This is a genomic window from Caballeronia arationis (assembly GCF_001544975.2).
In the GTDB taxonomy this organism is placed as follows: Bacteria; Pseudomonadota; Gammaproteobacteria; order Burkholderiales; family Burkholderiaceae; genus Caballeronia; species Caballeronia arationis.
Window position 1 is genome coordinate 1 of the sequence record NZ_FCOG02000109.1, and the last position, 20,048, is coordinate 20,048.

The window sequence follows — 20,048 nt, forward strand, 5'->3', positions numbered from 1 at the left end:
GGCAGGACCCTGACACCTTCGAGATGTTCCGACTGGCCACATAACCCCAAGACTGTGCCGAACTCGGCACTCTTGAGACAGATCCTTGCACACCACGAACCAGCCGACGACATGCGCGTACGAATTTGCGTACGAGATCGAACGCGAAGTCGACGCGGGCCTAGCGGTAAGGCTCTCGTCGATGTGACCAGCAATGTCTGTAAGTCATGACGGCGCCTTCGGCGTTTCCGTTTTGGTCCCGACTTGCTCCGCGCGCGCTTCGGCGTCGCGTCCTGGAATGAGAAGCACGGGGCGATTCGCAACTCGCATAAAATGCTCCGCGACGCTGCCGAGCACAAGCCGCCGCCAGCCCCGCCTGCCATGCGTCCCCATCACGACCAGGTCAGCGTTGAATTCGACCGAGCTTTGCAGAATGCGGTGCGCGACATCGTCCCCCGTGAGATCCACTTCGACGACGCGCGGCGATCCCTTCACGCCCTCGCGTTTCATCCGTTCGACGGCATCAGCGCTCAGGTGCGCGCCTTCCTTTAGTAGCGCGTCGCGGATATCGGGGTAGTAGACGCCGCCGGCTGCGTCGTAGCTGGGCGGAGGGGTGTCCACGACATAAAGAGCCTGGAGCTCGGCTCCAGTTTCATGGGCGAGCTTCAATGCTTCATCGAACGCGTGGCTGGCGGTTGCGCTGCCGTCGATCGGAACCAGGATGCGGTTGTACATGACTTGCCTCATTGTCCAATAGAACGTTCTTCCGGCAGGGTCAGTGCGACATCAGCACCGGCACCGTCATTGACTCGAACATGGTGCATGTCGCGCCGCCCAGGATGAGTTCCTGGCGAGCGTGCGTGGCCGTTTCGCGCCCCACAATACAAGATCGGCAAGAGGTTCGAGCTGCGCGACATCGGGACGTCAAGGACGGGAGCATCATTCACCCCGTCGATGTCTGCAATATCCACCTTAAAGCCGTGACCTTCGATCACCCAGGCGATATCTGCGCCCGGAATTCGGCTGCCGAGTGGCGCGTCTTTCATAACACTTGAGTGCTCTTCTCGTTTCGAGTCTATGGGCTGCGACGCCGTGTCCATTGATGCAGATCAACAGTCCGCGGCTCCCCGGCTTTCGTCCATTCAGATTTGATGCAGGTCATGGAGTCCGAGAGCACGACGCATAGATTGAGAGCCGCGGCCCCGGCAGTCGACGGGTCGATCTACCCCCGGGCCAAAAAAGGAGATGACATGGAGATTGAATTTCACGATCCGTTTGACATCGCCCGCACGAACCTGCGACTAGCCTTGGGTTTTGGGTTGCTCGCGCAGGAGTGGCGGCGGCGGGCGCGCTGCTTAGAGCTATCTATGTCGTAGACCGTGCGGCGAAAGTTACCGACCTCGTGCCGCTTTCTGTACTGCAAGCCGCCTTCGTGGTAGAGGGAAAGGTAGCGCTCGCAAAGCCAAGAGAGGTCTTCGCACATCTCCGTGATTCCGGCGGCGTCATGCTCGATGCGGGGCTTGTAGAAACCGAGGGAACTAGCGACGACGTGACGCACGCCATCGCGGTCGAAGCAACGCGCTGGCAGCCTGAATTTCTAGTCACGGGTACACGCGGCAGACGGGGCGTCGCTCGCTGGATGCTTGGAAGCGCCTCCGGACGGGTCGCAGAACTCACGCAGACCCCGTTGCTGCCGGTGAGGAAAAAGCGCTAGTCGATGACTCTTTTCGGGCGTATCCACCGCCGTACGCTCGAACTACTGCGTCCGATCACGAATCGCGTCTTGCACGCCGGTGCGGCTTCGACCGACAACGCGCATGGTTGCTTGACGTAGGTCAACCGGTCTCAGTTGCGCGAGTCTAGAGTCATTTCGTGCACCCGCAGTTTCAATGCGGGTCATCAGGCTGGGTTCGATCTGCGCAAGCCCGGCCCATCGTTTTGTCGCAGTTCAAAATCTTGAAGGAGATGTGCGATGAGCAATTTGTCTCGTTTTGATCCGTTCTCGATCGAACCGGTATCCGAGATGTTTCAGGGTCTGTTTCGCCCGCTGCGTGGCATCAGCAACGAGGACGCGCCGCTCGCGCAGATGAAAATCGATGTCACCGAAAATGACACCGCGTACCGGGTCAAAGCGGAGTTGCCGGGCGTCGACAAGAAGGATATCGATGTAAAAATCGAAGGAAATGTCGTCTCGATCAACGCAAAGGTGGAACGAAACAAGGAACAGAAGGAAGGCGAGCGCGTCATTCGCCGCGAGCGCTACTCGGGCGCAGTCAGCCGGTCGTTTTCGCTCGCGAGCGATATCGACGACGCGACCGCGACCGCCCAATATCAGGACGGGGTGCTGTCGCTGACGTTGCCGAAGAAGACTGCGTCGGAACAGAAGCGTTTGCAGATCAATTAAGACTCTGGAGCGCGCGGTGCGCCACGCGCTCGTCAAGTATCGGAGACAGGCACGATGAAAACGGATCGCAAGTTGAAAGAGGACGTGGAAGAGGAGTTGGACTGGTCGCCCGACGTGAACTCGACGGGTATCGGCGTCGAGGTCGAGGACGGCGTGGTGACGTTGTCAGGTCATCCGTCGAGCTATGCAGAAAAGCTGGCGGCGGAGAAGGCTGTGCAGCGTGTGGCCGGCGTGAAGGCGGTCGTCGTCGAAATGGAAGTTCGCCTCCCTCACTCCGATGTGCGCAACGATGTGGACATCGCCAGTGCTGCCGATACCATATTGCGCTGGACCGTGGGACTTCGTGAAGGGGCAGTGAAGGTCCAGGTGGAAAAGGGCTGGGTAACGCTGCGTGGGCATGTCGACTGGGCTTACCAGAGCCAGGTCGCTGCGCGCAGGATCGCCCACATGCGTGGGGTCACAGGCGTCACGAATTTGATCGAAGTCCGCGCACGGGTGGCTGCGGGAGACGTCGGCGAGAAAATCGGCCGGGCACTACAGCGGCACGCCGAACGGGAAGCGAAGCATATCGCGATCGAAGTGCAAAACGGTACCGTCACCCTTGCCGGCAAGGTGGGAACCTATTCCGAGCGAATGGCCGCAAGGGGCGCGGCGTGGTCCGCACCGGGCGTTCACGCGGTGGTCGATAATCTCGAAGTCCAGTAATATAGAATTCTGGCATTCGCATCTCCGGTAGAGTGAACAGCGGCGACCGGAGCGCGTCACCGGCGCCACGCACGAGGACGCGGCGGGGTTCGGATGCATGATCCGGGTCGAACATCACCGCTCGGAGGGATTCTTCTCCGAGCACGAATTTGAGCACCGCAAGACCTTCACGAACGAGCGTGAAACAGAGCTTGCGGGTTTGCGAGAAGACGCGGTGTGGATCATCTGAAGCTGTCGAATACGATCATCGTCGAGCCGATGCTGGCGGATCGGTCGCATCCTTTTCGGATTGCTCAAGTCAGGCCACTTGAAGGTGTTTAGGGTGACCCTTCCACTACTTCGAGTTCAACCGACTGTAGATATGTCGGGACTTCGCACGGCCAGTGCAATGTTTCCTCGATCCGGCGACGTAACGCGTCGGCGGCGGCCGGTTCGCCGTGCGTGACGAAGGTGTGTTTCGGAGCTCCAATCATGGAGCACAGCCAAGCCAGGATATCGCTGTAGTCGGCGTGCGCGGACAATGAGTCGATCGATATCACCTGAGCGTGCACAGGCACGTATTCGCCGTGGATCTTGATTGCCGGTTCGTGAGCCGCGAGCGCGGCACCGCGCGTGCCGGCAGCCTGGTACCCGACGAGCGCGATTGTGTTGCGGCGATCGGGTGCGAAGGCTTTCAGATGATGCAGCACCCGTTCGCCCGTGGCCATGCCGCTGCCCGCGATTACGACCATCGGGCCGTTTCTGCGCGTGACGGCTTTGGACTCGTCGACGGTTCGCACCATCGTGGCCGCGTGACCTATCGCGTTGGACTGCGACATCGTCATCCGATGTTCGCGCCCGTGCTGGCCATAGATTTCAGTAACACTGGCCGCCATTGGACTGTCGAGAAAGACCGGCACTTGGGCCATGCGGCCGGTTTCTTTCAAGAGCACGATGTAATGCAAGATTGCCTGCGCACGGCCGACCGCAAAGCACGGAATCACGACCACGCCACCCTTTTTGAAGGTGTCTGCGAACACCGCTTCGAGCTCGCTTGCTGGGTCGGCCGGAGTGTGCAGCCGGTCGCCATACGTGGATTCGACGATCAGGTAGTCCGTGTGCCAGCGGCGCTGCGCCCCGCATGATTGGGTCATTCGGCCGTCCAAGATCGCCTGAGAAGGTCACGACCGTGCCATCCATCTTCACAACGACGCTGGCAGCTCCAAGTTTGTGTCCTGCGAGTAGCAGACGAAAACTGGCGTTCTCGCTGAGCACGGTCGGTACGTCGAAATCACGGGTAATGAGAAGGCGCAGCGCATCTTGGGCATCCCTCAATGTATAGAGAGGCAGCGCCGGCTTGTGTTTCGAAAAACCGTGGCGTGTGGCGAAGTCCGCTTCCTCTTCCTGAAGTTTTGCGCTATCTCGCAACAGGACCTCACACAGGTCGCGCGTGCCTGACGTACAGTACACGGGACCGCGATAGCCGGCGCGCGCCAGCACCGGCAGATAGCCGGAATGGTCCAGGTGCGCATGCGTCAAGATCACTGCGTCAAGCGTGTCGATGGAGAACGGAAGTTCGCCCCAGTTGCGCAACCTGAGGTTCTTGGTGCCTTGAAAGAGCCCACAATCGATCAATACGCGAACGCGGGCGCCTTCGAGCAGGTACCTCGAGCCGGTTACTGTTTCGGTGGCCCCCAGAAAGGTCAGTTTCATTGCTCCTCCTTGGCTGGGCTGCTTCTCTGATTGGACTCGCCTGTAGTGGCGTTGGATCGGCAGTCCGATCAAGCGTACTTCTCGCTCGACCGATGAGAATTGATGCATGTCAGGCGCACGGGCCTGCGTCGCCCAGGCGTCGGCATCACTTCTTGCTTGATCCAGATCAGTCTGCCGCGCGGTTAGCTCTCTATGCTCGTGATACGCGCATCGGAATCAGCGCGCAATCCCGTCGAAACGGTCGGACGAAGAAAGGTCATGTCGCTTGTGCAGATTGAAGGAATGGAAGTGGTGGTTTGAGCTTTCATGCAATCCTGCTACTAAAGGAGACGACTGATGAGCACCGGGAACACGAACGGCCAGGACACAGAGCCGGACGCTGATGCGAGGGGCTTCCAGCGAATTCTGTTGTGCGTCGACTCGTCGCTCGCGTCCGAGCGCGCGGCGGATTTTGTGCGGAATTTGTTAGGACCCAGCGCGCAAGTTCGAATTATCGGCGTCGTGGAGAACCCACGCATCCTGATCCCAACGGCGGCGCTGGCTGGCCTTGATTTGAGCGCGGCGCGCGCCGAGCTCATGGACGAAATGGAAAATGCATTGGCGAAAGCACATGCGTCGTTCGCTCAGTTTCCTGGAGCGGCTCAAGCGCAACTCATCGACCTCGCGAAGCACGGGGGCGACGTCCCACATGCAATCGTGGACGCCGCTCGAGACTTCGATGCGGACCTGCTCGTACTTGGTTCGCGTCAGCATCGTGGTCTGTTGCGCTGGGTCGAAGGAACCGTGTCCGAGCCGGTTATGCGGCACGCCGCGTGCGCGATCATCCTTGTGCCGGCTCGCTGCGAGAAGCAATCGAGCCACGCACCGCAACGGCTTTTTTTCGCTATCGACGGCAGCGAAACGTCGCAAGCGGTGCTGAAGATAGGCTCGCGACTCGCCGGGCCTGGAGCGCAACTGAAGGTTATCTATGTCGTCGACCGCGCGGTCCGATTTAGTGACTTCGTGCCGATCCAACTGCTGCAAGATGCCTTCATCAAAGAGGGAGACGCATCCATTGCCAAAGCCCGCGAGGTTCTGGCTCAGCTTCCGAACGTAGCGCAGGCGCATGTCGACACATCGATCGCCCGCACCCATGTCTCAAGTGACGACATTCCTCATACAATAATGCGCGAAGCAGCCGCTTGGGGCGCCGATTTGGTCGTAATGGGTACGCATGGCCGGCGAGGCCCGGCACGGTGGATGCTCGGCAGCGTAGCAGGCCGCGTTGCACGGATGGCTGAGACCCCATTGATGCTCGTAAACGAGTCAGTTTCGTAATTGCATGGATTGATCAGCTTCCAAGCATCGCCGGAAAAATCCGCCCCGGGTGCGTACGCTCACGGTTCGCGAACGGGATACCTTCAATTTGTTCGTTGGAGAAGGGTGAAAAACCGCTTTTCCATGCTTCGCGCGCGCGATCGGGTAAATCATGGCAGGCAACGCGATTGAAATGGGAATAACCCCAACCCGCGCGAAAAACTCTTATTGCACCGGTGAGAGGTCGAGACGTTCAAGGCTCGCAACAGAGAACGTGCAGACGGCGCCAAGCGCGCCCGCAGGTACTTGCAATGTGTGCCGTCGAGGCGGTGCGGGAAAGGCAGCCATGCCTGCAGCTCTGCCATGGCTATTCCGGCTCGGACAACTCCGCCGCAAGCGAGCGCTCGCACCAGTGCGCGGTAGACGATGTACACGCGAATAGCACGCAGTCCGGCGAAGTAGCCTGTCGCACGGAGTCAGCGATTCAGTAGTCGCGTCTCGAGATCGGGACGGTCGTGAGCGTGGAGATCCATGTAAAGGAATGCGAGGTCGCTGATCACATCGATCCACCGGAGGACTTCGCTGAATTCGACTCAGTCGGCGCGCCCGGCCAGCACGACGTTCTCGAGATGCAAGTCGCCGTGGCACTCGCATAGGAAGCGCTGTGCACAACGATCGTCGATGTACGGGGCGAGTCGGGCAAGCTCCAGCCCGCACCATGCGCGTACCTCCTCAGGGACGGTCCCGTCGGACTCGCGATCAAGCGCCGCAAGTGTGGCATGCAGTTGCATTTGCACTTGATCGGTCGACCCGTAGGTGCGATGAGGCGAGGTCTTGGGGGCGCTGCGATTGCAGTCCGCGAGCCGATCCGCCAAGCGCTCGATGACGTCCACGCCGAGTCTGCCGGCCACGAGCAGGTTTGAAAAAACCTGCCGCTCATCGAACCGTTTCATCTTAACGGCGTATCTACTGGACGTCCCTTGGCGCTCAGCACACAAGTGCGCCCGACGCGCACGATCGGTACCTCGCCGACATAGATTGGCTTGACGAGCCGCTGGTTCAGTTGGCACTCTTCTTGACAAGCCCGGCGCCTGCCTTCAAGGCGCGTGAAATCGACGAAGCCCAGGTCGACTGGCTTTTTGATTTTGTTCGTAAATCGGCCGGCGAGATACACGACCGAGAGATGTGTCTCGATTCGTCGAATGTGTCCCGCGGGATGTCGATCTGTGCGTGGCCGGCGCAATATAGTATCCAGAGCGTCCCAACCACGGCGTGCGACATGTGCGCGTCGCGACGCGTGAATTGATGATCGAGTCGACATGGCGGTGCCTCGGCAGAATAGCGTGGATGCTCGGCATTAGACTGGCGTGCGCTTCGTTCCTTCGGTCGGGGATGATGTGCCGATGCCCGCAAGCGCCCCGGCAGTGAATATTGCCGCGCGGAACCGATAACTCGTCGGTGGTATCGCCACGTGTGGTCGAAGCCTCTGACGACGAGACGCCAGTCTGTCATTGACGTACCCATGTTCACACTCTTGGATCGCTGCAAACGGCCACGGGAGCATCAGTGCCGCATATCGGTCGCCTTTGAGTGCTCGGGTTCAGACGCCCTCAACTCGTTCATGGCAGCATTCTTGTCGGCCTTGCGATTGATTTTTGCATTGGCGACTTCTTCCTTGTATTGGGCCTTCGCGTCGTCGACGGCAGCTTGCTCCTGCTGTTTGGACGCCTTCTTCGAAGCGCGATATTCAGCATTCGCCTGGGCGTTGGCATTGCGCCGTTGCACGAAGGGGTCGGTCGGAGCCTGCGCCACCGGTTGCCACGCAGGCGTGGCAACGCGATCGGAGGGATCTTCATCGTTCGGGAGATTGAGCGCCGGCACATCGGCCACATTCCGCCCGACCGGTTCCTGTTCTGGCGTCGCGGGTCTCGCGCTCAATGGGTAGGTAAGCATCGTGAGCGCCGCCAATACGCCGACGACATAAGCACGAATTCGAACCTGAGTCATCGTTCGCTCCGAAAATGTCCAGGTGTCCAATCATGGCGCGGATGGTTGACATAGCATCGAGATTATCCGCATATACGCGGTTGCCCCCCAATTGTTTGACAACGGGAAGCGGGGTCGCGCGCATTGCCTCACTGGCGAAGTACCCACTGAACGAGAACATGTGCGTCTTCGCGCGAGAGTGCACCGGCGCCGCGTTCGGCGGCTGAAGGCATCGGCATGTCTCCCCAGTGCGTCCGGCCTCCAAGCCGCAGCTTGCCTTCGAGCATGGCGCTGGCATCGGGCACGCGGTGATAGTGCGCGGCGATCTCTCGAAATGAGGGGGCGCGAAATGGTGTATCGACGGTGTGGCAAAACATGCAGCGATACCGGTCTAGGAGAGCTGTGGGTTCGCCGTCTGCGAGCGCGCCGCCCGCTCCACCTAGCATGGTTGTGACGGTGCCAAGCGCGCAGAGCAGATGCCTCTTGTTTGGCCAACTCACGATGACACTCCACAAAACCACGTTCTCGGCATAGTGTGGGTGCGCGATGGTTTGCTGCCTTGATTCAGGTCAATTGACGTTTCATTATTAGGCGCGCTCGTCTGTCGAGACTGCGTCTGGATTGACACGCACGAGCCCGGCGTCGTGTGGCGACAGGAGCGTATTCCCGATGTATCAGCCAGACCAGGGGAACGCTGAGATAGATCCGGGGCCCTATCAGCGTAAAACTAGGACATTTTGCCGATAACGGTGGCCAACACGATGCGAATGCTCGATCTAATTGGACATCAGCACTGGGACCTGCGCGGCCTCAAGTACCGTCTGGGTTGCTCCGCCCAATATCAATTCACGCCACCGCGAATGACCATAGGCGCCCATGACGACAAGATCTGCGCCGAATTCAGATGCCAATGACAACAGGGTTTCGCCGGCCCGCGCACGGTTTTTGACTTCAATCTCGCTATATTCGACTTGCACGCCGTGCCTCGCGAGGGCTGCGACAAGGTCCGAACCGCGAGCACAAGGGCCTCGATACTCCTCGGCCTCGCCGACTATCACAATCATGGTGGTCCGCCTTGCGACTTGCAAAAACGGCAGCGCATCATGAACTGCCCTTGTTGCTTCACGGCTACCATTCCACGCCACAAGGACCTTGGCGCCGACTGGATTGATCGCACCGGTGTGCGGCACAACCAACACCGGTCTGCCCGAGGACAGCACCAGTTGCTCCGGATAGCGATCTGCAAGGTAAGCTTCGGGATCGTCCCGGTCGTGTTGACCGGTGATAATCAGGTCCGCGCAGCGCGCATAGCGAGAAAGTGAAATGGGCGCGTATCTTTCCCTGGCGACCCAATTGCCTGCCACCTTCGTCTGGGCAAGGCTGGACCGAAACAGGGTCTCGACCTTCGCTCGACGATCAATGCAGGTTTGTTCAAACGATACGCAATATCGCTCCGTACTCGACTGTTCATAATAAAACCTGGGATCAAGCGTAAAGTCTGAGAAGACACCAGACAGGTGCGCCCGGAAATGCCTCGCGAGATGCAGGGCGCAGTCGATCCGCGCAGGAGTGCGCTTACTTGTGTCGAGTTGCACGACGATAGTCTTGTAGCTCATCGCAGGATTTCCGGTTGGATTGGCCAAACGTTTCAAGCCTAGGACGTGCACGTCACTCTAGCCTGACGCAGATCAAACGACTGTCGGTACGGAAAGGCATTGGCGATCCATTCCGTTACACGATGGCATTCATCCGCCTGTCCGGATGGAGCGCGACTTCTCGCTTCAAGCGTGTGCCGCAGCGCCCGGATCAACTCGGAAAGCCCGGATTCCAGTTTCCAGTCGCCTCGATCAGAAGACCAATCCGACCCGCATCGACGGTTCTGTGGTGGTTCAAGAGGGGGGCCGCGCGGACGCTGTGTCTGATCGATGACGTCGCTTGAGAGCAGGAACGAGGAGAACCTACCGATCGAAGCGGCCATCAGCCTCCATGCGCCTGCCTTGACATGCATCAATGGCACGCCGCGCAATCTCCGTGACCCTATGAACATCCCGGCGCGAACCCGTTATCGGAACAGCGGAAGCGCCCACCCTTTCCGGCGATCTGCTCGCAGCCAGCGGATCTTGCACTGACACTGCTGGTAACCGACAGTACGATGCCGATTCTCGACCCCCGGTACGGACTCAGCGCCGCAACTGCAATCTTCGCCCGGAAGCGCGCATCGCATGCGGCCGTCATGTCGTCTGCCGCGAGTAGCGAAATTCTGGCCAAGTATGCGCGTCTGGCGCCCGCGGACGTGTTGCAACGGCTTCAAAGCGTGCCGGAAGGTCTCGCTCACGGCGAGGCAGAGCAGCGCTTGCGCGCGGTCGGTCGGAACGAAGTGGCGCGGGCAGAACGTTACACAATCGTTGGCGAACTCTTCAGTCGATCGATCAATCCATTGAATCTGCTCTTGCTGTCGCTTGCCGCGTCCAGCTACTTCCTCGGCGACCGGCACGCGGCGAGCCTGATCATCATAATGGTGCTGCTGAGCATTGCGCTGGGATTTCTCCAGGAGCAACGCTCGAACAAGGCGGCCGATGCGCTGCGCCGCATGGTGCTGACGACCGCCACAGTGCGCCGGCGCGGTCAGCGTGACGTACAAGACCACCTTGAAATACCCATTGAGCAGATGGTTCCAGGCGACATCGTACTGCTGTCGGCCGGCGACATGGTCCCCGCCGACGTACGGCTGATCTCTGCTAAGGACCTGTTCATCAATCAGTCGGCACTGACGGGTGAGGCGATGCCGATCGAAAAATTCGCGCACGCCAGTCCTGGATCTGCAGATACGCAGTTTGACTTGACGAATATTTGCTTTACGGGCAGCGCAGTTCTGAGCGGGATCGGCTGTGGCGTGGTGGTGCTCACCGGGTCACGCACTGCGTTCGGCCACGTCGCGGCCATGATCGCCGCACAACGCGTTCTGACGAGTTTCGACAAGGGGATCACGCGCTTCACTTGGATGATGATCGGCCTGATTCTGGTTATGGTTCCCCTCGTCTTCGCAATCAACGGACTGACGAAGGGCGACTGGTTCGAGGCCTTGCTCTTCGCCGTAGCCGTCGCGGTTGGGCTTACGCCGGAAATGCTTCCGATGATTGTGACGGTCAATTTGGCGAAGGGCGCGATTGCGATGTCGCGCAAGAAAGTGATCGTCAAGCGTCTCAATGCCATTCAAAACTTTGGTGCGATGGACGTGCTTTGCACCGATAAGACGGGAACGCTGACGCAAGATCACATCATCCTCAAACGCCACCTCGATGTCCATGGCGACGAATCGGATAAGGTTCTTGAATATGCCTATCTGAATAGCCTCTATCAGTCCGGCCTCAAGAACTTGCTCGATGTTGCCGTGCTCAAGCACGTCGAGCTCGAAGAGCAATTAAAGGTTCACGAGCAATATAAAAAAATCGACGAGATGCCGTTCGACTTCGACCGCCGTCGGATGTCGGTCGTGCTGGCGCGCGGTGACGGTGCACACATCCTTATTTGTAAGGGAGCGGTGGAGGAGATTTTCTCGGTCTGCACACGATATGCCGTCGGCGACGAAGAAGGCATCCTCGATGAAAACCACTTCGCCGAAGCGAAGGAAACCACGGGAAGGCTCAACGCAGACGGCTTTCGGGTCGTTGCGGTCGCTTACAAGGCGATGCCGCCGGAACAGGCCGCGTATGGCGTTGCCGACGAGTGCGACCTGACTCTGCTCGGCTACATAGCCTTCCTTGACCCTCCCAAAGAAACTTGCGCGGCCGCGATTTCAGCGCTGAGAGCGAGTGGCGTCCAGATAAAGATCCTCACCGGAGACAACGACATCGTTACTCGGAAGATTTGCCATGAGGTCGGCATTTTTGTGGACCGCATCGTTCTCGGCAAGGAAATCGAGTCCCTATCGCCGTTGCAGCTCCAGGAACTGGCGGAGACCTCCTCCGTCTTTGCAAAGGTATCACCTTCGCAGAAGGCCGCAATCATCGACTCGCTGCATAGAAAAGGGCATGTCGTCGGCTTCCTGGGTGATGGCATCAACGATGGGCCGGCGCTCAAGGCGGCGGACGTGGGCGTATCCGTTGACAGCGCCGTGGACATCGCCAAGGAGTCGGCCGACATCATCCTGCTCGAGAAAAGCCTCGCGGTGCTTGGCGAGGGAGTGCGCGAGGGTCGGAAGGTGTTCGGCAACATTACCAAGTATATAAAGATGGGTGCGAGTTCGAATTTCGGCAACATGTTCAGTGTGCTCGGCGCCAGCGCTATCCTGCCATTCCTGCCCATGGCACCGATCCAGGTTCTGACTAATAACCTGCTCTATGACTTCTCGCAAACAACGATCCCGACGGATAACGTGGACGCAGAGTATCTCGCGGTGCCGCGCCGATGGGACATCGGGAAACTTATGAAATTCGTGCTGATCATCGGACCAATCAGCTCGATATTCGACTACGCCACTTATTTCATGATGCTTCACTTTTTCAAGGCTTGGGACAAACCGGCCTTGTTTCAGACCGGTTGGTTCGTCGAATCGCTGCTGACGCAGACGCTGATTATCCACATTATCCGCACGGCTAAAGTCCCGTTTGTAGAAAGCCGTGCAAGCGCTGCGTTGATTGCGACGAGTTGCATCATTGCAGCCGTCGGAGTTGCAATTCCATTCACTTCTCTTGGCGCCTTTTTAGGATTTGTTCCTCTACCCGCATCGTACTGGATGGGTCTCTTTTTTATCCTTTTAAGCTATGGAATTCTGACGCATTTTATGAAGAGATGGTTCGCTCGGCGGTTCGGGTTGAGCTAGACAGCAGCGCCTCAAATGGAGCCACCTCCGACGACGAACGTCAAAGTCGACCACCCAAACCGCACGAAAGGATGAAAGACGCCATCGCCGCTTCTGCGCTGCGGGACTTCTCTGCGAAACTCAATGCAATTGCCGCGCCGTTGCGACAAACCTTCACCTACGACCAGGGCAAAGAAATGTGGCGGGGCATCAAGAATTCACTGCGACATCCGGCGTGCGCGCGTACTTTTTCGCCCCACACAGCCCTTGGCGGCGCTGGACCTGCGAAGGCACCAACAGATTGCTACAGTACAGTGAAAAAGCGATCGAGACTAACCGACACCGGGCACGATAATGCTCGTCGTTGCTGGGCGAGGTCTCTGTCGCTGCAAGATCAGCGGCGTACCCGATCCACGACATCGTTGGCTTCGTATCTATGGTGGCGAAACACGCTACTACAATCGAGAAAATTGACATGAACGAAGTTGAACTTCTTAGCGGGACCACCTCGAGCGATAGTCCATGGCCGCCCGGTACCATAGCGCGAGGATCAATCTTCGTCAGCGGGCGCGAGGTTGGCCTGTGGGAAGTCCAGACGGGTAGCAGATGGTCGGCGACCCTGCTAATAGTTCCCGCGAGGATATGCTCGAAGAGCAAAGCGGAACTGAAGAGAAAGATCTCCGAGGAGATCGATGATAGTGGAGCGGGGTAAGCTTTCGCGCGCTCGGCCCGATCGTAGCAACAGCCTCGGCGACACTGACCGCGAATAGCTAAGCTTTTGGTTGGTGCCTAGGATTGCTTTAGGGGAGACGTTCGATTAGCACGAAGAAGGTCAATGGGAGTCGAACTTTTCCTGTGATCCGAGAGCCGGAGGGCGACCCCTTGACCTGATATCGGGCTATAAGCCTCCGGACCTCGACTGTCTAATCGTCGTTCGGTTCCGGAATCGCATTGGCGATCAATGAGAATGGTTGATCGAGATTGTCACCAGGATTAACGCCATTGAGGGGATCCGCATTTTCTCGGAGAGCGCAATTGAATCCCGCCCATTCTTCCTGGGCCAGGATGCGCTCGGCAGCGAGAAGGTTCGCTTGCACTTCCAAACGCCAATGGTTCCCGAATGCGGTGTATTTCTCCACCAAGGAGCGGAGTGCGAGCAATGCGCTCGCTCACGTGAGTTCATAGCGGATCAACGCATGTTCCAGATTTCGAATGCGAACATCTCCCGCAGCATGCTGACACTATAGATCGTCAAGCACCCCATCGAATGCGCCTGTTCGCTTTCCAAAACGTCAGAACTGTAGGTGTCTAATCCGCTTGCGTAGGTCGATAGGAGATCAATTCGGAATCGATGAGAAGCGCTTCTTTTGATCAACGTCCCGGCGCAATAGTTCGAGAAGAATGGCGAATTTGCCCCGGACGAGCGTAAAGCAACGAGATCGATTGGAGGAGAGCGGAACATTTGCTGCGCGCTGCTTCTGTGCTTATCGACGGGCACGGTTGATTTACATCAAGTTCGAGACCGACTTGCTGCGTACTCTTACTGAGAGATCTGTCCTTCTCCTCCAGCGGGCCATGGATTCTGTGGAGTAGTGGCGCACGGTTGTTTAGGGCCGCGACCGACGACCTCGTATCTTCGCGGGGAGATTTGCAGCGTCATGGTTAGGAATCGAGTGCAGGTATGGTTCGGGTGAACTGCAACCACCCAGGCGCTCAAGCGCATCGCTCGGTGTCACGCATCGGTCTGTCAAACGCCGACCGGGCAACGCAACCAACACAAGCAGAGGATGGCCATGAATGAAGTCGAGAAGCGCGAGCAGGGGTGTGCGGCGCCTCGTAGTGAGATTCCATACTCGTCTCCTGAAGAGTGCGCAGCAAAAGGCCGCGAGCTACGTGACGCGGTACCGCGTCCATCGCAGGCAGGATGGAAGGCTCCCAAGGATCGTCGGGACGCCATCGAACTGCTGAACGAGTCCAACAAAGGCCGTCTGCCAAGCCTTGTCCCGATCCGGTTTGGACGCATGTCCGCATCGCCCTTCGCGTTCTACCGGGGAGCGGCAGTGCTGATGGCCGCCGACCTCGCCACGACGCCCACGAGCGGAATTCGGGTGCAGGCTTGCGGTGATGCTCATCTGATGAACTTCGGCGGATTCGCAACACCGGAGCGCAACATAATCTTTGACATCAACGATCTGGATGAGACGCTGCCGGCCCCTTTTGAGTGGGACCTGAAGCGGCTTGCTACCAGCGTGGTGATCGCAGCGCAATACCTCGCGCTACCGCAAAGCGACACGGCCCGAGTGGCCACCGATGTTGTGCGCGAGTATCGCGAACGGATGCACGACTACGCATGGATGCGGGCGCTTGATGTCTGGTACGACAAAATAGACCTGCAAAAGTACAAAGATCGATCGGGCGATCCGACAGTGGTCGAGGCAGCACGCAAACGCCTCGCAGAGAGGATCGAAGCGGAAAGGCGCAAGACCGTGGCTGACCATCTTTATCCTAAGCTTGTTTCGCAAGAGGGTACAAGGCCGAGGATCAAGGACGAGCCACCGCTTATTTTTCATCCGACGGAGGACCTTGCGCCAGGCTTCGAGTCGGGGTATGAAGAAGCCATTGCGTCATATCGCGAGAGCCTGCCCGAGCATGTCCGCAAGCTTTTCGATCGGTTCCACTTCGTCGATCTGGCAATCAAGGTGGTCGGCGTAGGAAGCGTTGGCACTATGTGCGGTGTCGGCCTCTTCATGGCCTCGGATAGCGACCCGCTCTTCCTGCAGGTCAAAGAGGCGCGGGCCTCGGTGCTCGAACCTTATGCAGGCAAAAGCCTGCATCCGAATCATGGTCAGCGTGTCATAGCGGGTCAACACATCATGCAAGCGGCCAGCGACGTGTTCCTCGGCTGGACCCGGGGCAAGAACGGCCGCGACTTTTATCTGCGTCAGCTTCGCGATATGAAGATGTCGGCGATTATCGAGGATTGGGATACGGGGATGTTGCGCCAATATGGTCGGATGTGTGCACATGCGCTTGCCCGCGCACATGCCCGTTCCGGCGATGCAGCGATGATCGCCGGTTACATGGGCTCCGGGCAAACCTTCGACGACGCGATCGGCGAGTTCGCGACCGAGTATAGCGCCCAGAATCGCCAGGACTATCGGGCGTTCATCAGGGCGATCCGGGAAGCGCGAATCAAAGTGATGATCGAGGGCTAAGCGGGGCGCCGCGCAGTCTCCGTTGGCTATGGCAGGCGATGTTCCTTCGCTTTGATTGCATGGCATTTCGTTGACAACAGCGAGGTAGCCGATTCGCGCCAGCGCTCTGAAGACCGACGACCCATTGCAATAGAGAGGAAGCAGGAGGAAGGGGCGTGTGACGGAGCCAGTTGTCCATAAATACGCCCTGCCAAATCGCGGCATGCGCCACAGCTGTGGCTCGCCCGCTGGACTCGCATCCTGCGCCGTGATCGATGCGGGTTCAGGATACGCAGCAAAAAAGAAAGAAAAGCCAACTTCAGCGATTCGGGCATCCGGTCGGGCAGGAGATTGAAAGATGAATATACTTGATTGGCTTCTGCGTCGCAATCGGACCGGTGTTCTCACCCAGGAAAGGGCGCGTATTGACGAGACGCTCGAACGTATTTTGCAGATTATTCCGCGGTTGCGAAACGCAGCAAATCACAGGCAGCGTCTCACCCCTGCGATCGCGACATCGCTGCAGTATCTTGACGGACTATTGGCTTCTTTGCCTGGGTGTCACGAGGGAACTCCCGATTCGTGGTCGACGGACCCGTACATTCGCGCGTTCTTTTCGACCCCGGCTGACATCGCGATCGTGTTCAGCCGCTCGGAGGAATTGCACAAATACTTCGACCACAACCCCACAGTGGACTATGCATACACCACCCTCGGGATGACGATGAACGAGCGCCACGTATTCGGCGTCGCCATGGAGGGCGATATGACGCGCCACGACGTGCAACAGACAACATTATCTTTTTTCGACCATCGCGTCACGATCTGCGCTCGAACGGAGGCAGATCTGCGCCAGGAGATCGAGCATCGACTGGTCGATCAACTGGCCCTTGAAGGCTTAGCGAAACTTGGCGCGGATTGTCGCGAATTATTGGAGCAAGGGCGAGCGTTGCTCCAGCAGCGCCTAACTCTGCTTCAGCGGCAAGGCATCGGCATGCAATCAGTCGTGGGTGGCACTGACGACATGGATGCGGAAGAGTGGATCCGCGTACAAGCGCAGATCGTGCAAAACGCTTGCGACGTTGCTGAGCTCACAGCCCCGGCCAAGGTCATCCAGCATGAACTCGACCGGGTATGTGAAATCTTGGGGACACCTGCTTCACATACCTATATTACGAAGAATCGATTTTGCATTGATCAAATGAATGTGATTCGCAGCGAGGGTGGCCGTAAAATTGACTTCCACGTTGCACGCATACCCGCCAATCCCGTCCGCATGCGTGCATTCGCCTTGGTCCGCTTTCCCCGAGCACAGTTGCTGCCGGTCGGGTTGCATTTTGACGCGGTAATTGGTGGGTTGTAATGTTTCAATTCTTTAAGGTGTACCGCTCGGAGGCATGGCAAGGCGACAGGTCGCCGGTGGCGCGTTTCAAACAGTCCAATCGTCCTGCCCGCATCGCCCCATCCCTTTCGCGCTCATTTTAACTATATAGCGCGTAGTAAGAGCGGACAGGGCGGACATAGACGTGCCGCTCATTGTTCGGTCGGAGCGCGTTTGCGATTGGTCCTCGACCCATAGCCAGAACAGCCGGTAACCGACTGGGAGCGCAACGGGGCCAATGAACAGGCCGATGACACCGCCGGTGATCATGCCACCCAGTGCACCGATCGGCACTACGGGCATCGGGACGTCGAACCCTCGGCCCAGCATTAGCGGTTTGAGTACGTTGTCCGCCAGTCCCGCGATCACGATATAGATGGCGAAACCAACAGTCCCCATGTTCTGCGTTGAAGTAAAGCAGGGACCCTTCGACACGGAGGATCAGGACGCCCGGAAAGACCTCGTTGTCCGGATGGCGTTGGATGTCCGAGAAGCGACGAGTGCCAGGAATGCGTCCGAGGATGGCGACGCGTGGATGCGCGGCGCGCCTTATCAGCAACAACATCGAGGCAAGCACGGCGAAGATTACCCCTTTCAGGATGCCAAGTACCAGCACTGCAGCAAAGCCAATCACCGAAACGAAGAATTCGTAGCGGCTGACACGCCACACGTGGCGCAGTTCGCGAATATCGATCAACCCCTTGACTGCCACAAGAACGATCGAAGCGAGGACCACGTTGGGAAGAATTTTTGATCAGTCCGGTTACGAACATCAGACAGAGACCAATCGCGACTGACGCAAACACCAGCGCGAGCGGCGTCTTGGCGCCAGCCTTTCAGTTCACGGAGGATTGCGACAAGCCGCTAGCAACCGGGTAACCCTGAAAGATGCCAGCGGCTAGGTTGGCTGCGCCCAGTCCGAGCAATTCCTGGCGCGGACCGATTTTGTAGCCGTTCGCGTGCGCAATCGCACGCGCGGCGGAGCAGTCGCTGCGCTTACGATCGCACTGACTCAACTGCCCAGCTGTTTGGCGTCAAGGGCGGTGGTGATCAATTCTTCGAGCGCCTCATCATACTGGCTGGTTAGCGCAACCAATATCGCCGTCAGGGCAGCAATAGAGACAAATCGTGCAGGATCTCCCCCTACCATGCCTGCGACCGTCGCACCGACGAGCATCGTTGCAGCATTCTGCCGCAACAAGCCATGCCCCAGCTTATCGATTCAAGGCGCCTCAAGGGTTCGCTGCGCCGGGCTCACGCCCGCCCTAGCCTCGCTAATCCACCCACTCGGAATTCAAAAGAGGGAAAATACTAGACTCCGTGTTGCACTTCAGTATGAAGCCGCCGTTTGCGTTTTGGGGCTGAGAAATCCCGGGTCCTTCGAAGCCCCGCTTTCGGATTTGCTTTAGCGCGGCAAGAAGAAAAAGTGAGGGCGAGGGCGAAATAGACAATCAGGAGTTGAGTTCCTCTAAGCCAATCTGACCGTCCATCGTTCGCGATCTGAGCCGTGATCAGTATGGACAGAACCACAATCAGAATCAGGCCGGGGCGGAAAGCCAGATCCATCGGGGCAGGACCGATGAATAGGCTCGTGAGCATCAGGACTGGCGCGACGAACAGCGCAACTTGCACGCTGGATCCAACCGCAATGGAAAACGACAGATCCATGCGATTCTTTAGTGCTGCAGTGATGGCCGTTGCGTGCTCAGCTGCGTTTCCCAGTATCGCGACCACAAAGGCGCCGACGAAAATGTCGCTTAGACCGAACTCGCGCACCATCGGTTCGATCGAACCCACCATGATCTCACTCATCCACGCCGTCCCTATGGTTGCTGCCGCCAATACCGCTACGGCCCTTCCTACGGGGACACGCACCTTCGCCTCCTGATTTTCCGGAGAGCCTTTCTCAGGCACGTACGAACTGCGAAACAGAACAGGATGAGTGACCAGCGAGAAGATCAGATACAGCGCGTAAATGAGAAGGAGCAGGACGGAAATCGAGACGCTGAGTCGGTGAAGCATCTCTGTTGTTCCGCCCTGAACGGACTCGAAGGCGGCAGGAAGAACGAGCGCAATGGCCGCGAGCATGAGCATCGTTGCCTGGGAGCGCGCGCCGAGCGGATTGAACTGTTGCTCGGGATAGCGGATCCCTCCGGCCAGCATAGCGGCGCCGAGCACCAGCAGCATATTGCCGACAATGGAACCGACTACGGATGCTTCCACGACTTGATGGAGACCGGCATGCAATGCAACGAATGCGATAATAAGTTCGGCGGCATTGCCGAAAGTCGCATTGAGAAGTCCGCCGACCCCTTCGCCCATGCGTTCCGCCAGTTGCTCGGTGGCATAGCCCATCCAACCGGCAAGGGGTAAAATAGCCAGGGAGGATGTGATGAAGATCAGAAGATGGTGACTGGGAGCGAGGAATTCCAGGCCAATCGCTATTGGAACAAAGATAAGCAGCAGATTCATCCACATAGATCACCCCCGCGTTCCCCTTTTGCGTTCTTTTAGTTACGCCTTTAATGTTCGGCGGTTTCAAGCCGAAGTGCAACAGGGGGGTTAATGTTTAGCGTTTTGAGGTTGGGTTGCTGAGGCGAGCGTGGCGGC

Annotated in this window: 16 protein-coding genes and 5 pseudogenes; 9 read left to right on the top strand and 12 right to left on the bottom strand. The window is 58.3% G+C overall.

Annotated features, from left to right (window positions below):
• Positions 1–204: 204 nt before the first annotated feature.
• The gene (locus AWB81_RS32910; protein WP_062641449.1) at positions 205–714 is read right to left on the bottom strand and encodes a universal stress protein; all 510 of its coding nucleotides are present in this window, start codon (positions 712–714) and stop codon (positions 205–207) included.
• A 40-nt stretch (positions 715–754) separates the two neighbouring features.
• A pseudogene (locus tag AWB81_RS48920) lies at positions 755–848 on the bottom strand (universal stress protein); the annotation flags it as partial.
• Between the two features lie 464 nt (positions 849–1,312).
• Between AWB81_RS48920 and AWB81_RS32915 the strand changes: the two are divergent.
• The 4 genes from AWB81_RS32915 (at position 1,313) to AWB81_RS48415 (ending at position 3,317) form a co-directional block, all read left to right on the top strand.
• Positions 1,313–1,693, top strand: coding sequence for a universal stress protein (locus tag AWB81_RS32915; RefSeq protein ID WP_062641451.1), 381 nt, complete (start codon positions 1,313–1,315; stop codon positions 1,691–1,693).
• Positions 1,694–1,951: 258 nt separating this feature from the next.
• The gene (locus AWB81_RS32920; RefSeq protein WP_062641453.1) at positions 1,952–2,383 is read left to right on the top strand and encodes an Hsp20/alpha crystallin family protein; all 432 of its coding nucleotides are present in this window, start codon (positions 1,952–1,954) and stop codon (positions 2,381–2,383) included.
• 54 nt (positions 2,384–2,437) lie between these two features.
• Positions 2,438–3,088, top strand: a complete 651-nt coding sequence (locus AWB81_RS32925) for a BON domain-containing protein (protein ID WP_062641455.1) — start codon at positions 2,438–2,440, stop codon at positions 3,086–3,088.
• 97 nt (positions 3,089–3,185) lie between these two features.
• Positions 3,186–3,317, top strand: coding sequence for a hypothetical protein (locus AWB81_RS48415; RefSeq protein WP_268811783.1), 132 nt, complete (start codon positions 3,186–3,188; stop codon positions 3,315–3,317).
• A gap of 88 nt (positions 3,318–3,405) precedes the next feature.
• Here the strand turns inward: AWB81_RS48415 and AWB81_RS32930 are convergent.
• A pseudogene (locus AWB81_RS32930) lies at positions 3,406–4,780 on the bottom strand (MBL fold metallo-hydrolase RNA specificity domain-containing protein).
• A gap of 336 nt (positions 4,781–5,116) precedes the next feature.
• Here AWB81_RS32930 and AWB81_RS32935 point away from each other — a divergent pair.
• Positions 5,117–6,097: a universal stress protein gene (locus AWB81_RS32935; protein WP_062641458.1), complete on the top strand. Its 981-nt coding sequence runs from the start codon at positions 5,117–5,119 to the stop codon at positions 6,095–6,097.
• A gap of 572 nt (positions 6,098–6,669) precedes the next feature.
• On the opposite strand, the gene AWB81_RS32940 is transcribed toward AWB81_RS32935, so the two are convergent.
• The 4 genes from AWB81_RS32940 to AWB81_RS32955 all read right to left on the bottom strand — a co-directional run bounded on the left by AWB81_RS32940 (position 6,670) and on the right by AWB81_RS32955 (position 9,678).
• Positions 6,670–7,029, bottom strand: coding sequence for a hypothetical protein (locus AWB81_RS32940; RefSeq protein ID WP_062641460.1), 360 nt, complete (start codon positions 7,027–7,029; stop codon positions 6,670–6,672).
• A 610-nt stretch (positions 7,030–7,639) separates the two neighbouring features.
• On the bottom strand, positions 7,640–8,083 hold the full coding sequence (locus tag AWB81_RS32945; RefSeq protein ID WP_062641462.1) for an ATP synthase subunit B family protein: 444 nt from the start codon (positions 8,081–8,083) through the stop codon (positions 7,640–7,642).
• 128 nt (positions 8,084–8,211) lie between these two features.
• The gene (locus AWB81_RS32950; protein ID WP_062641476.1) at positions 8,212–8,508 is read right to left on the bottom strand and encodes a c-type cytochrome; all 297 of its coding nucleotides are present in this window, start codon (positions 8,506–8,508) and stop codon (positions 8,212–8,214) included.
• Positions 8,509–8,838: 330 nt separating this feature from the next.
• Positions 8,839–9,678 (bottom strand): universal stress protein, encoded by an 840-nt coding sequence (locus AWB81_RS32955; protein ID WP_062641464.1) that lies wholly within the window; start codon positions 9,676–9,678, stop codon positions 8,839–8,841.
• Between the two features lie 617 nt (positions 9,679–10,295).
• Here AWB81_RS32955 and mgtA point away from each other — a divergent pair.
• Positions 10,296–12,884, top strand: a complete 2,589-nt coding sequence (gene mgtA, locus AWB81_RS32960; protein WP_062641478.1) for a magnesium-translocating P-type ATPase — start codon at positions 10,296–10,298, stop codon at positions 12,882–12,884.
• Between the two features lie 68 nt (positions 12,885–12,952).
• Positions 12,953–13,194, top strand: a pseudogene (locus AWB81_RS47295) (IS30 family transposase); the annotation flags it as partial.
• Positions 13,195–13,786: 592 nt separating this feature from the next.
• Here the strand turns inward: AWB81_RS47295 and AWB81_RS45050 are convergent.
• Complete coding sequence (locus AWB81_RS45050; protein ID WP_143753583.1) at positions 13,787–14,023, bottom strand: hypothetical protein; 237 nt, start codon at positions 14,021–14,023, stop codon at positions 13,787–13,789.
• A gap of 633 nt (positions 14,024–14,656) precedes the next feature.
• Here AWB81_RS45050 and AWB81_RS32980 point away from each other — a divergent pair.
• On the top strand, positions 14,657–16,078 hold the full coding sequence (locus AWB81_RS32980; RefSeq protein ID WP_062641480.1) for a DUF2252 domain-containing protein: 1,422 nt from the start codon (positions 14,657–14,659) through the stop codon (positions 16,076–16,078).
• Positions 16,079–16,415: 337 nt separating this feature from the next.
• The gene (locus tag AWB81_RS32985; RefSeq protein WP_062641468.1) at positions 16,416–17,420 is read left to right on the top strand and encodes a hypothetical protein; all 1,005 of its coding nucleotides are present in this window, start codon (positions 16,416–16,418) and stop codon (positions 17,418–17,420) included.
• Positions 17,421–17,486: 66 nt separating this feature from the next.
• Here the strand turns inward: AWB81_RS32985 and AWB81_RS47300 are convergent.
• The 4 genes and pseudogenes from AWB81_RS47300 to cax form a co-directional block, all read right to left on the bottom strand.
• Positions 17,487–17,825, bottom strand: a pseudogene (locus AWB81_RS47300) (hypothetical protein); the annotation flags it as partial.
• Between the two features lie 10 nt (positions 17,826–17,835).
• Positions 17,836–18,421: pseudogene (locus AWB81_RS32995) on the bottom strand (SulP family inorganic anion transporter); the annotation flags it as partial.
• 29 nt (positions 18,422–18,450) lie between these two features.
• Complete coding sequence (locus tag AWB81_RS45970; protein ID WP_062641474.1) at positions 18,451–18,639, bottom strand: hypothetical protein; 189 nt, start codon at positions 18,637–18,639, stop codon at positions 18,451–18,453.
• Positions 18,640–18,749: 110 nt separating this feature from the next.
• Complete coding sequence (gene cax, locus AWB81_RS33005) at positions 18,750–19,910, bottom strand: calcium/proton exchanger (RefSeq protein WP_235026030.1); 1,161 nt, start codon at positions 19,908–19,910, stop codon at positions 18,750–18,752.
• Positions 19,911–20,048 lie beyond the last annotated feature (138 nt).

What these genes read in the sequence shown, in the direction of transcription:
- AWB81_RS32985 (WP_062641468.1), top strand. Translation starts at nt 16,416, where the DNA reads ATGAATATACTTGATTGGCTTCTGCGTCGCAATCGGACCGGTGTTCTC.
- AWB81_RS32910 (WP_062641449.1), bottom strand. Translation starts at nt 714, where the DNA reads ATGTACAACCGCATCCTGGTTCCGATCGACGGCAGCGCAACCGCCAGC.
- AWB81_RS32955 (WP_062641464.1), bottom strand. Translation starts at nt 9,678, where the DNA reads ATGAGCTACAAGACTATCGTCGTGCAACTCGACACAAGTAAGCGCACT.
- AWB81_RS48415 (WP_268811783.1), top strand. Translation starts at nt 3,186, where the DNA reads ATGATCCGGGTCGAACATCACCGCTCGGAGGGATTCTTCTCCGAGCAC.
- AWB81_RS32920 (WP_062641453.1), top strand. Translation starts at nt 1,952, where the DNA reads ATGAGCAATTTGTCTCGTTTTGATCCGTTCTCGATCGAACCGGTATCC.
- AWB81_RS32940 (WP_062641460.1), bottom strand. Translation starts at nt 7,029, where the DNA reads ATGAAACGGTTCGATGAGCGGCAGGTTTTTTCAAACCTGCTCGTGGCC.
- AWB81_RS32925 (WP_062641455.1), top strand. Translation starts at nt 2,438, where the DNA reads ATGAAAACGGATCGCAAGTTGAAAGAGGACGTGGAAGAGGAGTTGGAC.
- AWB81_RS32980 (WP_062641480.1), top strand. Translation starts at nt 14,657, where the DNA reads ATGAATGAAGTCGAGAAGCGCGAGCAGGGGTGTGCGGCGCCTCGTAGT.
- AWB81_RS32945 (WP_062641462.1), bottom strand. Translation starts at nt 8,083, where the DNA reads ATGACTCAGGTTCGAATTCGTGCTTATGTCGTCGGCGTATTGGCGGCG.
- cax (WP_235026030.1), bottom strand. Translation starts at nt 19,910, where the DNA reads ATGAATCTGCTGCTTATCTTTGTTCCAATAGCGATTGGCCTGGAATTC.
- AWB81_RS32950 (WP_062641476.1), bottom strand. Translation starts at nt 8,508, where the DNA reads ATGCTAGGTGGAGCGGGCGGCGCGCTCGCAGACGGCGAACCCACAGCT.
- AWB81_RS32935 (WP_062641458.1), top strand. Translation starts at nt 5,117, where the DNA reads ATGAGCACCGGGAACACGAACGGCCAGGACACAGAGCCGGACGCTGAT.
- mgtA (WP_062641478.1), top strand. Translation starts at nt 10,296, where the DNA reads ATGTCGTCTGCCGCGAGTAGCGAAATTCTGGCCAAGTATGCGCGTCTG.